Annotated in this window: 15 protein-coding genes; 11 read left to right on the top strand and 4 right to left on the bottom strand. The window is 66.2% G+C overall.

Annotated elements, in window-relative coordinates:
- Nucleotides 1-82: 82 nt before the first annotated feature.
- From ACXJLH_RS24800 to ACXJLH_RS24790, 3 genes are all read right to left on the bottom strand, one after another.
- Nucleotides 83-787 (bottom strand): riboflavin synthase subunit alpha, encoded by a 705-nt coding sequence (locus ACXJLH_RS24800; RefSeq protein WP_457446949.1) that lies wholly within the window; start codon nucleotides 785-787, stop codon nucleotides 83-85.
- 48 nt (nucleotides 788-835) lie between these two features.
- Nucleotides 836-2041, bottom strand: coding sequence for an ammonium transporter (locus tag ACXJLH_RS24795; protein WP_457393149.1), 1206 nt, complete (start codon nucleotides 2039-2041; stop codon nucleotides 836-838).
- A gap of 130 nt (nucleotides 2042-2171) precedes the next feature.
- A complete protein-coding gene (locus ACXJLH_RS24790; RefSeq protein ID WP_457446947.1) occupies nucleotides 2172-2540 on the bottom strand; it encodes an ArsC family reductase in 369 nt (122 codons plus the stop codon).
- A gap of 23 nt (nucleotides 2541-2563) precedes the next feature.
- Between ACXJLH_RS24790 and ACXJLH_RS24785 the strand changes: the two genes are divergently transcribed.
- Entirely contained in the window at nucleotides 2564-3295 is a 732-nt protein-coding gene (locus ACXJLH_RS24785; protein ID WP_457446945.1) for a leucyl/phenylalanyl-tRNA--protein transferase, read from the top strand.
- Nucleotides 3292-4041, top strand: coding sequence for an arginyltransferase (locus ACXJLH_RS24780; protein WP_457446943.1), 750 nt, complete (start codon nucleotides 3292-3294; stop codon nucleotides 4039-4041). The genes ACXJLH_RS24785 and ACXJLH_RS24780 overlap by 4 nt, the downstream gene beginning before the upstream one ends.
- A gap of 174 nt (nucleotides 4042-4215) precedes the next feature.
- Here ACXJLH_RS24780 and ACXJLH_RS24775 read toward each other — a convergent pair whose 3' ends face one another.
- Complete coding sequence (locus tag ACXJLH_RS24775) at nucleotides 4216-5121, bottom strand: LysR family transcriptional regulator (RefSeq protein ID WP_457325459.1); 906 nt, start codon at nucleotides 5119-5121, stop codon at nucleotides 4216-4218.
- Between the two features lie 120 nt (nucleotides 5122-5241).
- Here ACXJLH_RS24775 and ACXJLH_RS24770 point away from each other — a divergent pair, with 120 nt between their 5' ends.
- The 9 genes from ACXJLH_RS24770 to ACXJLH_RS24730 are packed head-to-tail and all read left to right on the top strand — an operon-like array spanning nucleotide 5242 to nucleotide 13235.
- On the top strand, nucleotides 5242-6231 hold the full coding sequence (locus ACXJLH_RS24770) for a 2Fe-2S iron-sulfur cluster-binding protein (RefSeq protein ID WP_457446941.1): 990 nt from the start codon (nucleotides 5242-5244) through the stop codon (nucleotides 6229-6231).
- Nucleotides 6232-6242: 11 nt separating this feature from the next.
- Nucleotides 6243-7289 (top strand): gentisate 1,2-dioxygenase, encoded by a 1047-nt coding sequence (gtdA, locus tag ACXJLH_RS24765; RefSeq protein WP_457446939.1) that lies wholly within the window; start codon nucleotides 6243-6245, stop codon nucleotides 7287-7289.
- A gap of 22 nt (nucleotides 7290-7311) precedes the next feature.
- Nucleotides 7312-8007 (top strand): fumarylacetoacetate hydrolase family protein, encoded by a 696-nt coding sequence (locus ACXJLH_RS24760; RefSeq protein WP_457446937.1) that lies wholly within the window; start codon nucleotides 7312-7314, stop codon nucleotides 8005-8007.
- Nucleotides 8008-8040: 33 nt separating this feature from the next.
- Nucleotides 8041-9300, top strand: a complete 1260-nt coding sequence (locus tag ACXJLH_RS24755; RefSeq protein WP_457446935.1) for an aromatic ring-hydroxylating dioxygenase subunit alpha — start codon at nucleotides 8041-8043, stop codon at nucleotides 9298-9300.
- Nucleotides 9301-9303: 3 nt separating this feature from the next.
- A complete protein-coding gene (locus ACXJLH_RS24750) occupies nucleotides 9304-9786 on the top strand; it encodes an aromatic-ring-hydroxylating dioxygenase subunit beta (protein WP_200955258.1) in 483 nt (160 codons plus the stop codon).
- A gap of 10 nt (nucleotides 9787-9796) precedes the next feature.
- The gene (locus ACXJLH_RS24745) at nucleotides 9797-10114 is read left to right on the top strand and encodes a non-heme iron oxygenase ferredoxin subunit (protein WP_457446933.1); all 318 of its coding nucleotides are present in this window, start codon (nucleotides 9797-9799) and stop codon (nucleotides 10112-10114) included.
- Between the two features lie 23 nt (nucleotides 10115-10137).
- Nucleotides 10138-11295 carry an ABC transporter substrate-binding protein gene (locus ACXJLH_RS24740; RefSeq protein ID WP_457446931.1) on the top strand — a complete coding sequence of 386 codons (1158 nt, stop codon included), beginning with the start codon at nucleotides 10138-10140 and terminating at the stop codon, nucleotides 11293-11295.
- A gap of 10 nt (nucleotides 11296-11305) precedes the next feature.
- The gene (locus ACXJLH_RS24735) at nucleotides 11306-12226 is read left to right on the top strand and encodes a branched-chain amino acid ABC transporter permease (protein ID WP_457446929.1); all 921 of its coding nucleotides are present in this window, start codon (nucleotides 11306-11308) and stop codon (nucleotides 12224-12226) included.
- A 10-nt stretch (nucleotides 12227-12236) separates the two neighbouring features.
- The gene (locus ACXJLH_RS24730) at nucleotides 12237-13235 is read left to right on the top strand and encodes a branched-chain amino acid ABC transporter permease (RefSeq protein ID WP_457446927.1); all 999 of its coding nucleotides are present in this window, start codon (nucleotides 12237-12239) and stop codon (nucleotides 13233-13235) included.
- Nucleotides 13236-13302 lie beyond the last annotated feature (67 nt).

Raw genomic sequence — 13302 nt, 5'->3', positions numbered from 1 at the left:
ACCTCCATAACGATGGAAGTGATTCTGGAAATTGCGCCCTCAAAGCCTCGCCAAGATCGAGGCGGGGGGTATCAAGAAAGCATCAAGATTTGCTTATCGCGAGCTGAGTGATGTCGATGCCGCGCTCCCGCGCAATCGCCTCCAGCACAGGCAGCAGCGGGCCCAGCTTCTCGTCCAGCGCGTCGCGCACCGTGTCGACGACCACCTGCGTGCTTCGCTCGATCTCGATGTGGATGGCGTCGCCCACACCCTTGTCGCCAAAGGTCGTCATGCGCAGCGTCTCGGGAATGAGCCACACCTCGAACCAGCCCGACCCGTCGCGCTCGCGCCGGGCCTCGGCGACGGTGAGGCTGCAGCCGTTGACGCCGATGTAACCCTTGGCAAAGACATAACGCATCCACGGCGCGGGCAGCGCGAAGCGGATGACGTGGTTGTTGTCGGGCTTGCGGATCTCGGCAATGCGGGCGGAGACGTCCACATGGCCGGACAGCGGATGGCCGCCGATCTCGACGCCTTCCCGGGCCGCGCGCTCGACGTTCAGGCCAGAGCCCACCATCAGGCCGCCCAGCGTGGTGAGGCTGAGCGTCTGCGCCATCACGTCGAAGCTGGCCACGTCGGAGGCTGGGCGCTCGGTCACGGTCAGGCAGACGCCGTCGCAGGAGACGCTGGCGCCAATAGCCAGCTCCGCGTCGAAGCCCTGCGGGAACTTCAGATGCAGGGTGTGCAGGCCCTCACGGGCTTCGATGGATTCGACGCGGGCGACGCCCTGGACAATGCCTGTGAACATGGAAAACAGGCCTCCAAGGAGGCCTTTTTGAACAGCGTTCGGGCCAGCTTACCAGCTGACCTCGCGGTCGGGCGTCGAGCCGATCTTGTGGATGGACAGGTCGGCGCCTTCGAATTCCTGTTCCGCATCCAAGCGCAGGCCGGTGATGCGTTTGATGACGCCATAGACAACGAAGCCACCGGCCAGCGCCCAGGCCACGCCACCCAGCGTGCCGATCAACTGAGCGCTGAAGGACACGCCGCCGATGCCGCCCAGCGCCTTCTGCCCAAAGACGCCGCAGGCGATGCCGCCCCAGGCGCCGCACAGGCCGTGCAGCGGCCAGACGCCCAGCACGTCGTCGATCTTCCAGCGGTTCTGCGTCAGGGTGAAGAACTGCACGAACACCCAGCCGGCAATGCCGCCGGTGACCAGGGCGCCGAGCGGATGCATGACGTCCGAGCCGGCGCAGACGGCCACCAGGCCGGCCAGCGGGCCGTTGTAGGCAAAGCCCGGGTCGTTGCGACCCAGCAGCACGGCCACCAACGTACCGCCGGCCATGGCCATCAACGAATTGACGGCGACGAGGCCGGAAAGCTTGTCCAGCGTCTGCGCGCTCATCACGTTGAAGCCGAACCAGCCCACCGTCAGCACCCAGGCGCCTAGGGCCAGAAAGGGAATGCTGGACGGCGGGTGGGCGCTCATCGCGCCGTCCTTGCGGTAGCGGTTCAGGCGCGGGCCGAGCAGCAGCACGGCGGCGAGACCTATCCAGCCGCCCACGGCATGCACAACGACGCTGCCGGCGAAGTCATGGAACTCGGCGCCCGTGGCGGCCTTCAGCCAGGCCTGGATGCCGAAGGCCTGGTTCCAGGCCACGCCTTCGAACACCGGGTAGATGAAGCCAACGATGACGCAGGTGGCGGCCAGTTGCGGGCCGAAGCGGGCCCGCTCGGCAATGCCGCCCGACACGATGGCGGGAATGGCCGCCGCGAAAGTCAGCAGGAAGAAGAACTTGACCAGCTCATAGCCGTTCTTCTGCGCCAACTGCTCGGCGCCGACGAAGAAGTGGCTGCCGTAGGCGACCAGGTAGCCGACCAGGAAATAGGCCAGCGTGGACACCGCGAAGTCCACCAGGATCTTGACCAGGGCATTGACCTGGTTCTTCTTGCGCACGGTGCCCAGCTCGAGGAAGGCAAAGCCCGCATGCATGGCGAGCACCATGATGGCGCCCAGTAGGATGAAGAGCGCGTCTGCGCCCTGCTTGATCGATGACTCCAACGCTGCCTCCGGCCGGCGGCTCCAGACTTGGGCGACATGCACCAATCCAAACCAAACCGCACCGAAATTGCAAATTCAATGCCCGCCTTTAAGGCGTGAATTCGCGGCCAGAAAGCAGCAAAGCAATCGATCAGCTCTTTTTTGGTGCATTCAATGCACTATTCTCGAACGATTCCGCACCAAATCCGAGCGTCCAGTGGCCGTCCGGCCAGCGCACGACGGGCCGCTTGATGACGCTAGGCTCGGTCAGCATCAGCGCCGCGGCCGACGCGTCGTCAGTGACGGCGGCCTTGGCGGCGTCGTCCAGCTTGCGCCAGGTGTTACCGGGGCGGTTGACGATCCTGTCGCGGCCAAAGGCCTTGATCCAGGTCGGCAGCAGCTCGGCCGGTACGCCCTGTTTCTTGAAGTCATGGAAAGCGACTTCCAGGCCTTGTTCGGCCAGCCAGGAGCGCGCCTTCTTGACGGTGTCGCAGTTGGGAATGCCATAGACGGTGATCATGGGCGCCAACTTACCATGGCTCCATGATCGACTGGCTTGACGAAGCTTCCCTCGACTTTCCACCCAGCTCGCGGGCGCTGGGCCCTGGCACCGATGCCCCCGGCCTGCTTGCCGCCGGCGGCACCCTGGACCCCGATCGCCTGGAAGCGGCCTACCGGCGCGGCATCTTCCCCTGGTACGGCCCCGGCCAGCCGCCGCTGTGGTGGGCGCCCGACCCGCGCATGGTGCTGCAGACGGCCGACTTCAAGCTTTCGCGCTCGCTGCGCAAGACGGTGGCACGCTTTGCCTCCACGCCCGGCTGTGAGATCCGCGTCGACTTTGATCGCGCCACCGTGCTGCGTGCCTGCGCCAGCGCGCCGCGCGAGGGTCAGTCAGGCACCTGGATCGTGCCCGAACTGCAGGCTGCCTATCTCGCCTGGCCGGCCATGCACAGCATCGAGACCTGGATGGACGGCGAACTCGCCGGCGGCCTGTACGGCGTCAACCTGGGGCGCATGTTCTATGGCGAATCCATGTTCATGCGCCGCACCGACGCCTCCAAGATCGCCCTTTGCGCCCTGATCTGCCTGTGCCGCCAGTTCGGCATCCCCTGGATCGACTGCCAGCAGAACACCCCCCACCTGGCCTCGCTGGGTGCGGCAGAAGTCCCACGGGCAGCCTTCGAGGACCACCTCGCCACCCAGGTGGGTGGACCTACGCCCGGCCCCTGGACCTATCATCCGGACTACTGGCACAGGCTTCTGACCTCGACGTGACCCATCCAAAAGAACTGCCGCTCGCGCAGATCCAGTTCTATGCCACGGCCGCCTACCCGTGCAGCTATGTGGCGGGCCGCCAGGCGCGTTCCCAGGTCGCCACGCCCAGCCACCTGATCCACGCCGACGCCTATTCCAACCTGGTTGCCGCAGGTTTTCGCCGCAGCGGGCTCTTTACCTACCGCCCCTACTGCGACCAATGCCGCGCCTGCATCGCGCTGCGCGTGCCGGTCGCCAGCTTCGAGGCCACCCGCAGCCAGAAGCGGGCCTGGAAGGCGCATCGCCACCTGCAGGCCAAGGTCATGCGCCTGGGCTATTCGCCCGAGCACTACGCCCTGTACCTGCGCTACCAGGCCGGCCGGCACTCTGGCGGCGGCATGGACCATGACAGCGTTGACCAGTACACCCAGTTCCTGCTGCAGTCGCGCATCAACTCGCGCCTCGTGGAGTTCCGCGAGACGATGCCTGACGGCAGCACACCGCTGCGCATGGTGTCCATCCTGGACATCCTCAACGACGGCCTGTCGGCGGTCTACACCTTCTACGACCCGGACGTGCCGGGCAGCTTCGGCACCTATGGCGTGCTGTGGCAGATCCAGCAGGCCAAGGAGCTCAAGCTCAACCACCTCTACCTGGGCTACTGGATCGAGGAGAGCCCGAAGATGGCCTACAAGGCGGGGTTCAGGCCCCACCAGATCCTGAAGAACGGCGTCTGGGAGGACGTCGCTTGCGAACCAAAACAATGACCTGCATCGTCGGGAAGTCCTAGGCTGATTTCGCAGGTGCGGCTCCTGGCCCAGGAAGCGGCCCGAATCGCAAGCAGGTCGCTGTCCAAGTCGACGTGATTACCCACAGATTTCAGACGTGACGATGGTGGCGGCTCACTGCTTTGTCTTGCCCGCGCCATGCGGCGCCAAGCTTCAGTCGCCGCCGAACATCTCGCAGATCACGCCACGGAGCCATTGGTTGGCCGGCGCACGATGGGCTTGGGCATGCCAGAAGACGTTGATCGCGATGTCGGGCAGCTTGACTGGATGCGGCAGGTAGCTGAGGTTGAAAGGGCCGGTCAGTTGCTGCGCCAACCGCTCCGGCACGGTGGCCACGAGATCGGAATCCTGCAGGATGTGCCCGACGCTGACGAAGTGCGGCACAGAGAGCCGCACCGTGCGGTTGATGCCCGCCCGGCGTATCAGTTCGTCGACCTTGCCATGGCCCGTGCCGGCCGAGACGATGACGAGGTGCTCAGCGTTGCGGAAGTCGTTGAGCGTGAGCTTGCGTTTCTCCACCGCGTGCCCACGCCGGAACAGGCAGACGTAGCGCTGGCTGAAGAGGCGCCGCTGGAAGAAGCCGGCCTTGAGCATGGGCAGCAGGCCGATGGCGAGGTCGACGCGGCCGGCCTCCATGTCGTCCCGGAGGTTCACGGCGGTGTTGCGAACCGTGTTCAAGGTGATGCCGGGGGCTTCCCGGCTGAGGCGCTCCATCAGGCGAGGCAGAAAGACGATCTCGCCGATGTCGGTCATGCCGATGGTCATGGCGCGCTGCACCTGGGCGGGGTCGAACTCCACGCGCTGGTTGATGCCGCTGTGAATCATCGAGAGCGCGTAGCCGATGGGCTCCGCCAGCTGCTCGGCAAACGGCGTGGGCATCATGCCCTTGGGCGTTCGCACGAAAAGCTCGTCACCGAACTGCTTGCGCAGCTTGGCCAGCGTGTTGCTCACGGCCGGCTGCGTGAGCTCCATCAGCTCCGCCACCCTGGACACCCGGCGTTCCGCCATCAAGTGGTGGAACAGCACGAGTTGGTTGAGATCGATGTCTCCGAGCTCCATGCGTCGTCTCCGCCGTCACATCATTCCTGGTGATGTGATCTATTCATCAGATTCTATTGGCTGAGGTCACCGAAGTGGACAACATGCCGCCAATCGCAAACGACTTGGCCGGCAAGCTGCATGGAAGTCCTCATCCAACCACTGAATCGCGTCATCCATGTCGAGCCGGGCGCGAATCTGCTGGAGGCATTGCAGGCGGCCCAGGTGCCGATGTCCTACTCGTGCATGGCCGGCCGATGCGGCACCTGTCGCTGCAAGCTGCTTGAGGGCGAGGTGCTGGAGGGGGGCAAGGAGCAGCAGCGCCCCTTGGATGGAGCCGACAGCTACGTGCTGGCGTGCCGGACCTATCTGACCGAACCCTGTGTGATCGAGATCCCGGAGCCGGACGAGATCGTGGTGCACCCGGCGCGCGTCCTGAAAGCCACGGTCACGGCACTCGAGGACATGACGCATGACATCAAGCGCGTGGTGCTGAAGCCGGCCAAGCCGTTGGCGTTCTCGCCAGGGCAATACGCGCAACTGCAGTTCACGCCGGAACATGCCAGGCCCTATTCAATGGCAGGCATTCCGCTCGAGGGCGGCGATCTTGAGTTCCATGTGCGCGTCGTGCCCGACGGGCGCGTCAGCGGCTACATCGCCCATCAGTTGAAGGTTGGCGACGCCGTGCGCGTCAGCGGGCCGCTGGGGTCGGCCTACCTGCGCCGCAAGCACGACGGGCCGATGCTCTGCATCGCGGGAGGCACGGGTCTGGCACCGGTGCTGTCCATCCTGCGCGGTGCGGTTGCCGAAGGCATGCGCAACCCCATCCATCTGTACTTCGGGGTGCGCTCGCCACGGGACGTCTATGGCCTGTCCTGGCTGCAGGAACTGGCCCGCGATCACGCCGGCCTGAAGCTCAATATCGTCGTCGCCTCGGGCGGCGATCCCAAGCTGCACCGCTGTGGCCTGGTCACCGATGCCATCGAGCAAGACCTCGGTGACCTGCGCGGTTGGCGCGCTTACCTGTGCGGCTCACCACCGATGGTGGAAGCGGCCTCGCTGATGGTGCGCCGCAAGGGCATCGAGCCCGAGCGCATCCATGCCGACGCCTTCTACACCCAAGGAACCTGAGGAGACCCCTTATGCATGCTGCCGCCTTGAGCGCCGAGCAGCGGGCCGCGCGCGCGACCTTCTACGAACGAATCGGCACCCGGAACATGACGCCGCTGTGGGAGGTACTCGGCGCGCTGGTGCCGCCGCAGCCCCGCTCGCCTTTGCAGGCAGCGCTGTGGCGCTATGCGGAGCTGCGCGAGCAGGTGATGGAGGCTGGCCGGCTCATCACCGCCGAGGAAGCCGAGCGCCGCGTGCTGATCCTGGAGAACCCGGCGCTACGGGGCCATTCGTCGATCACGCAGTCGCTGTACGCGGGCCTGCAGCTGATCCTTCCTGGCGAGGTCGCACCCGCGCATCGGCACACCCAGTCGGCATTGCGCCTCGTGCTCGATGGCGAAGGCGCCTACACCGCGGTCGACGGCGAACGCACGACGATGCGCCGCGGCGACTTCATCATCACCCCGGCCTGGACCTTCCACGACCACGGCAACCTCGGGACCGATCCGGTCGTGTGGCTGGACGGGCTGGACATCCCCATCGTCCGCTTCCTGGACGCCGGCTTCTCCGAGAAGAGCGAGAACGCGAGCCAGCAGCTGCGCCGCCCTGAAGGCGATGCCTTGGCCCGCTATGGCGCCAACATGCTGCCGGTGGACTACCAGCCGCGGCTGGCGGAGCCGACCCGTGTTTTCGTCTACCCGTTCGAGCGCACCCGCGCCGCGCTTCAAGGCGTTTCGCGCGGCGACATCGATGCGCACCTGGGCCACAAGCTGCGCTACGTGAACCCGGCGACGGGGGCCTCGCCCATGCCCACCATAGGCGCCTTTGCGCAATGGCTGCCGGCCGGCTTCGAGACCCGCAGCTATCGCAGCACGGACAGCACCGTCTACGTCTGCCTGGAAGGCGGTGGCGAGGCGCGCATCGGCGACCTGACGCTGCGCATGCAGGAGAACGACGTCTTCGTCGTGCCGTCCTGGCACGCACTGCAGCTGCGTGCGGACCGCGACAGCCTGTTGTTCAGCTTTTCTGACCGCCCCGTGCAACAGGCGCTGGGCCTGTTCCGCGAACAACGCCAATGAACCCTGATCCATGGACTCCCACATGAAGCTCGCCCTCCAAGCCCCGCCGCTGCACACCCTCGCCATCGCCAACAGCGACGAGCGCGTTGCCGTGAATCGCGTCTTCTGCGTCGGCCGCAACTACGCCGCCCATGTCCGCGAGATGGGCAAGGACCCGGACCGCGAAGCGCCGTTCTTCTTCATGAAGCCGGCCAGCGCCGTCATCGACGCGGCCGCGCCGGTGAGCCTGCCCTATCCGCCGCACACCAAGAACTACCACCACGAGATCGAACTCGTCGTGGTGCTGGGCAAGGGCGGGCGCAACATCCCGGTCGAACAGGCGCTCGACCATGTCTACGGCTATGCCGTCGGCCTGGACATGACGCGCCGCGACCTGCAGCTCGAAGCCCGCGACAAGGGCCGACCCTGGGAGTTCGGCAAGTCCTTCTCCCAATCGGCGCCCATCGGTGCGGTCCATCGGGCCGCAGACATCGGGCATCCCGCCGAAGCTGCCATCAGCCTGACCGTCAACGGCCAGGCACGCCAGTCGTCCGACATCGCGAAGCTGATCTGGTCCGTCGCCGAGTCGATTGCCGTGCTGTCCCAGTACGACGAACTGCAGCCCGGTGACGTGCTGATGACCGGCACGCCGGAGGGCGTGAACGCCGTGGTGGCGGGCGACGTGATGCTCGGCGCGATCACCGGCCTCGGGCAGATCGAAGTACGCGTCGCGGCCTGAAGGCTGAGCGCCCAGAACAACAAGGAGACAGGCATGGCCGACACGTCCACCATCTTCCCAACCGAGGCCCGGTGGGAAGGCGCGGGAAGTTCCCGCATCCCCTTCCTGGCCTACACCAGTGAGCAGCTCTACCAACGCGAGCTGGAGCGCTTCTTCTACAAGAACCACTGGTGCTACGTCGGCCTGGAGGCCGAGGTGCCCAATGTGGGCGATTTCAAGCGCACCGTCATCGGTGAGCGCTCGGTCATCATGGCGCGCGACAACGACGGCGCGATCAACGTGATCGAGAACGTCTGCGCGCACCGCGGCATGCGCTTTTGCCGCGAGCGGCACGGCAACCGCAAGGAGTTCGTCTGCCCCTACCACCAGTGGAGCTACACGCTCAAGGGCGACCTGCAAGGCGTGCCCTTCCGGCGCGGCGTCAAGCAGGACGGCCAGGTGCACGGCGGCATGCCGGCGGACTTCAAGACCAGCGACCATGCGCTGACCAAGCTCAAGGTTGCCGTGCGTGGCGGCGTGGTGTTCGCCTCGTTCGATGCTGACGTCGAGTCCTTCGAGGACTTCATGGGCCCGACCATCCTGGGCTACTTCGACCGCATGTTCAACGGCCGCAAGCTCAAGATCCTCGGCTACAACCGCCAGCGCATCCCGGGCAACTGGAAGCTGATGCAGGAGAACATCAAGGACCCGTATCACCCGGGCCTGCTGCACACCTGGTTCGTCACCTTCGGGCTCTGGCGCGCCGACAACAAGTCGCAACTCCGCATGGACGACCACCATCGCCATGCGTCCATGATCTCGACGCGCGGCAGCGGCGGCAAGTCCGAGCAGGTGACCCAGGTCTCCAGCTTCAAGGAGACCATGCAGCTGCACGACCCGAGCTTCCTGGACATCGTCCCGGAGCCCTGGTGGGGCGGGCCGACTGCGGTGATGACGACGATCTTCCCGAGCGTCATCCTGCAGCAGCAGGTCAACAGCGTGTCCACGCGCCACATCCAGCCCAGCGGCCACGGCAGCTTCGACTTCGTCTGGACCCATTTCGGCTACGAGGACGACACCGAGGAAATGACCCAGCGGCGCCTGCGCCAGTCCAACCTGTTCGGCCCGGCCGGCTTCGTCTCGGCCGATGACGGCGAGGTGATCGAGTTCTCGCAGCAGGCCTTCGAGAGCAAGCCCTTCCACCGCACGCTGGCCGAGCTGGGCGGGCGCGAGGTCGAGGACACGGAGCACATGGTCACCGAGACGCTGATACGCGGCATGTACCGCTACTGGCGCCAGGTGATGGAGGACTGAGCCATGGCCGCATCCATCAACTTCGAAGATTGGCTGGCGCTGAGCCAGCTGTACGCCGACTACGCCGCCGCCGTCGACTCCGGCAACTGGGACCTCTGGCCCGAGTTCTTCGTCGACGACTGCGTCTACCGCCTGCAGCCCCGCGAAAACCATGAGCGCGGCTTCCCGCTGGCCACGCTGGCCTTCACCAGCAAGGGCATGCTCAAGGACAGGGTCTACGGCATCAAGGAGACGCTGTTCCACGACCCCTACTACCAGCGCCACATCGTCGGTGCGCCCGTGGTGCGCCGCGCTGAAGCCGACTGCATCGAGTCCGAAGCGAACTACGCGGTGCTGCGCACCAAGCTGTCCGAGGCCAGCACCGTGTTCAACGTCGGGCGCTATATCGACGTGGTCGTGCGCACGCCGGGCGGCTTCAAGTTCGCGTCGCGCGAGTGCATCTACGACAGCGAAATGATCCCGAACTCCATCATCTATCCCATCTGAGAGCGCTGCCATGAACCATGACAACTGGATCGACGCGCTGGCGCGCGATCAGCTGCCTGCCGACGACGTGATCGGCGTGGCGGTCGCCGGCCGCGACATCGCCATCTACACCGTCGGCGACGAGGTCTACGCCACCGACAACATCTGCACGCATGGCCATGCGCGGCTGTGCGACGGCTTCCTGGACGGCCACGAGATCGAGTGCCCGCTGCACCAGGGCAAGTTCGACGTTCGCGACGGGCGCCCGATGTGCGAGCCGGTCACCGAGGCCCTGCGCAGCTACCCCGTGAAGATCGACGGCCAGCGCGTTTATCTGCAGATCGACTGACCCACTACTACAAGGAGACAAGCATGAGCACGACATCCAAGATCGCCATCCTGGCCGCCACTGCGCTGGCCGTTGCTGGCGCAGCGCAAGCGGCCGTCATCGGCTTGGTGGCACCGCTGTCCGGGCCGCAGGCCCTCGTCGGGCAGGACCAGGTCGACGGCTTCAATCTCGCCGTCGAGCAACTCGGCGGCAAGCTCGGCGGCCAGCCGCTCACGCTGCTGAAGGAGGACGACCAGCTCAAGCCCGAGATCGGCCAGCAGGCCGTTCGCAAGCTGATCGACAAGGACAAGGTCGATGCCATCGTCGGCCTGTCCTTCTCGAACGTGTTGATGGGCAGTCTGCCGCGGCTGGTCGAGTCGGGCGTTGTCGCGATTGCCACCAACGCCGGCCCCTCGCCGCTGGCCGGCGCGCAGTGCAAGGCCAACATCTTCTCGATGGCCTGGCAGAACGACGGCTCCGCCGAAGCCATGGGCAAGTTCGCCCAGGACAAGGGCATCAAGCGCGTCTACCTGATGGCCCCCAACTACCAGGCCGGCAAGGACATGCTGGCCGGCTTCAAGCGCTACTACAAGGGCCAGGTGGTCGACGAGGTGTTCACCCAGGTCAACCAGCCCGACTACTCGGCCGAGATCGCGCAGCTTCAGGCGGCGGCGCCGGACGCGGTGTTCGTCTTCTACCCCGGCGGCATGGGCATCAACTTCGTCAAGCAGATGAGCCAGGCCGGCCTGATGGGCAAGCTGCCGCTGTACTCGGTGTTCACCGTGGACGGCACCACCCTGCCGTCGCTGCGCGACGCGGCGGTCGGCACCATCAGCGGCGCCACGTACGACGCATCGCTGGACAGCCCCGAGAACAAGGCCTTCGTCGCCGCCTTCCAGGCCAAGTACAAGCGCACGCCCAGCCTGTATGCCGCCACCGGCTATGACGCGGCCCAGCTGCTCGATGCAGCCCTGCGCAAGTCAGGCGGCGACCCCAAGAAGCTGGCCGCGGCGGTCAAGGCGGCGGGCAGCGAGTTCAAGTCGGTGCGCGGCCCGTTCCGCTTCGGCAAGAACAACATGCCGGTGCAGAACTACTACGCCTTCGAGACCTGGCGCGACGCGGGCAAGATCGCGACGCGCCTGGTCGGCACGCCGCTGAGCGCTCACGCCGACCCGTACGGGCAGCAGTGCCCGCTGCCTTGAGGAGGCGGGCATGAATGCCACGCTGCTGCTGGCGCAGCTGCTCAATGGGCTGCAGTACGGGGTGCTGCTCTTCCTGCTGGCCGCCGGCCTGACGCTGGTGTTCGGCATCATGAGCTTCGTCAACCTGGCGCACGGCTCGCTCTACATGCTCGGCGCCTATGCCGGCGCGCTGGCCTACGGCGCCACCGATTCCTTCGCGCTGGCGCTGCTGGCGGCGGCCGGTGGGGCGCTGGTGGTCGGCATTGCGCTTGAGGTGGTGATCGTCTCGCGCCTGTACCGACGCGACCACCTCGACCACGTGCTGGCGACCTTCGGCCTCGTGATGTTCTTCAACGAGCTGGTGCGCATGGTCTGGGGGCCGCAGCCGCTCTTCGTCCAGGTGCCGCAGGTGCTTGAGGGCACCGTGAACCTGTTCGGCTTCACCTATCCCGCCTACCGTTTCGCGATCATCGCGGTCGGGTTGGCCGTGGCCGTGGGGTCGCACCTTGTGATCCACAAGACGCGCCTGGGCATGCTGATACGCGCCGGCGCGCAGTACCCGCAGCTGGTGTCCGCGCTCGGCGTCAACATCGGCTTGCTCAACGCGGTGCTGTTCGGGCTGGGCGCTGCGTTGGCCGGGTTGGCGGGTGCCATGGCAGGGCCGGTGCTTTCGGTGCAGTCGGGCATGGGCGAGCCCGTGCTCATCACCACCCTGGTCGTCATCGTCATCGGCGGCATCGGCTCGGTGAAGGGCGCCCTCTACGCGGCCATGATCGTCGGCGTGGTCGACACCTTCGGCCGCGTGCTGCTGCCGTTGCTGCTGCGCCAGATCGCCGAACGTTCCATCGCCGATGCGGCCGGCCCGGCGCTCGCGTCCATGAGCGTCTACCTGTTGATGGCCCTGGTGCTTGCATTGAAGCCGCAGGGGCTGTTCCCGGCTCGACGCGCCTGATCGGAGAGTGATGATGTCCACTGCCTATTTGCGGCCGGCAACGCTGGTTCCGCTGGTTCTGTTCGCGGGTCTGCTGGCCGTGCCTTTCGTTGCCCAGGCAACGGGCCAGCCGTTCTGGATCTCCTTTTTCACACGCATCCTCATCTACGCCATCGCCGCCTCGGCGCTCAACGTGGCGCTGGGTTTCGGCGGGCTGGTCAGCTTCGGCCATGCGCTGTTCCTCGGCCTGGGCAGCTATGCCGTGGCGTTGCCCGCGGCGCATGGCATCGACAGCGGCTGGGTGCATCTGTTGATCAGCCTGGGCGTCTGCAGCCTCGTCGCGCTGGCTGTCGGCGCCATCAGCCTGAGGACCTCGGGCATGTCCTTCATCATGATCACGCTGGCCTTCGCGCAGATGGGCTACTTCCTGCTGGTCAGCCTGAAGCAGTACGGCGGCGACGATGGCCTGGCCATCGCGACGACCAGCCGCTTCGGCGCCGGCATCGATCTCGGTGCTTCGCCGGTGCTCTACGGCACGGCCTGGATGCTGTTGGCGCTGTTGACCCTGTGGGTGGCCAGGCTGCGCCTGTCGCCCTTCGGCATGGCCTTGCGTGGCGCGCGCCAGAACGCACGCCGGGTGCAGGCCATCGGCCTGGCGCCTCGCCGCGTGCAGCTGGCCGCCTTCGTGCTGTCGGGCGCCATTTGCGGGCTCGCCGGCATGCTGCTGGCGAACATGAACGCCTATGCCTCGCCAAGCACGATGGCCTGGACGGTCTCCGGCGACCTGATCGTCATGGTGGTGCTGGGCGGCATGGGCACGGTGTTCGGCCCCGTGCTGGGCGCGGTGGTCTTCCTGGGCGTGGAGGAGTTGCTCAAGGGCTATACCGAGCACTGGATGATCGTCTTCGGCCCGCTCATCGTGCTGATGGCCTTGCTGGGGCGTGGAGGGCTCACCGGCCTGCTGCAGCGCCTGCACAAACCGGCCGCGACCGGCCCGGTCGTTCAGGCCATCCAGAAAGGGCATGCGTGATGGCCGCCGCCGCACTCAGAACAGATGGCCTGGTGATGCGCTACGGCTCGCTGCTGGTGACCGACAG

Source organism: Roseateles sp. P5_E4, from assembly GCF_054049255.1.
The sequence above is the reverse complement of the archived record's forward strand: the minus strand, read 5'-3'. Positions and strand labels throughout refer to the sequence as shown.

What these genes read in the sequence shown, in the direction of transcription:
- ACXJLH_RS24730 (WP_457446927.1), top strand. Translation starts at nt 12,237, where the DNA reads ATGATGTCCACTGCCTATTTGCGGCCGGCAACGCTGGTTCCGCTGGTT.
- ACXJLH_RS24745 (WP_457446933.1), top strand. Translation starts at nt 9,797, where the DNA reads ATGAACCATGACAACTGGATCGACGCGCTGGCGCGCGATCAGCTGCCT.
- ACXJLH_RS24790 (WP_457446947.1), bottom strand. Translation starts at nt 2,540, where the DNA reads ATGATCACCGTCTATGGCATTCCCAACTGCGACACCGTCAAGAAGGCG.
- ACXJLH_RS24740 (WP_457446931.1), top strand. Translation starts at nt 10,138, where the DNA reads ATGAGCACGACATCCAAGATCGCCATCCTGGCCGCCACTGCGCTGGCC.
- ACXJLH_RS24770 (WP_457446941.1), top strand. Translation starts at nt 5,242, where the DNA reads ATGGAAGTCCTCATCCAACCACTGAATCGCGTCATCCATGTCGAGCCG.
- ACXJLH_RS24785 (WP_457446945.1), top strand. Translation starts at nt 2,564, where the DNA reads ATGATCGACTGGCTTGACGAAGCTTCCCTCGACTTTCCACCCAGCTCG.
- ACXJLH_RS24775 (WP_457325459.1), bottom strand. Translation starts at nt 5,121, where the DNA reads ATGGAGCTCGGAGACATCGATCTCAACCAACTCGTGCTGTTCCACCAC.
- ACXJLH_RS24735 (WP_457446929.1), top strand. Translation starts at nt 11,306, where the DNA reads ATGAATGCCACGCTGCTGCTGGCGCAGCTGCTCAATGGGCTGCAGTAC.
- ACXJLH_RS24755 (WP_457446935.1), top strand. Translation starts at nt 8,041, where the DNA reads ATGGCCGACACGTCCACCATCTTCCCAACCGAGGCCCGGTGGGAAGGC.
- gtdA (WP_457446939.1), top strand. Translation starts at nt 6,243, where the DNA reads ATGCATGCTGCCGCCTTGAGCGCCGAGCAGCGGGCCGCGCGCGCGACC.
- ACXJLH_RS24760 (WP_457446937.1), top strand. Translation starts at nt 7,312, where the DNA reads ATGAAGCTCGCCCTCCAAGCCCCGCCGCTGCACACCCTCGCCATCGCC.
- ACXJLH_RS24800 (WP_457446949.1), bottom strand. Translation starts at nt 787, where the DNA reads ATGTTCACAGGCATTGTCCAGGGCGTCGCCCGCGTCGAATCCATCGAA.
- ACXJLH_RS24750 (WP_200955258.1), top strand. Translation starts at nt 9,304, where the DNA reads ATGGCCGCATCCATCAACTTCGAAGATTGGCTGGCGCTGAGCCAGCTG.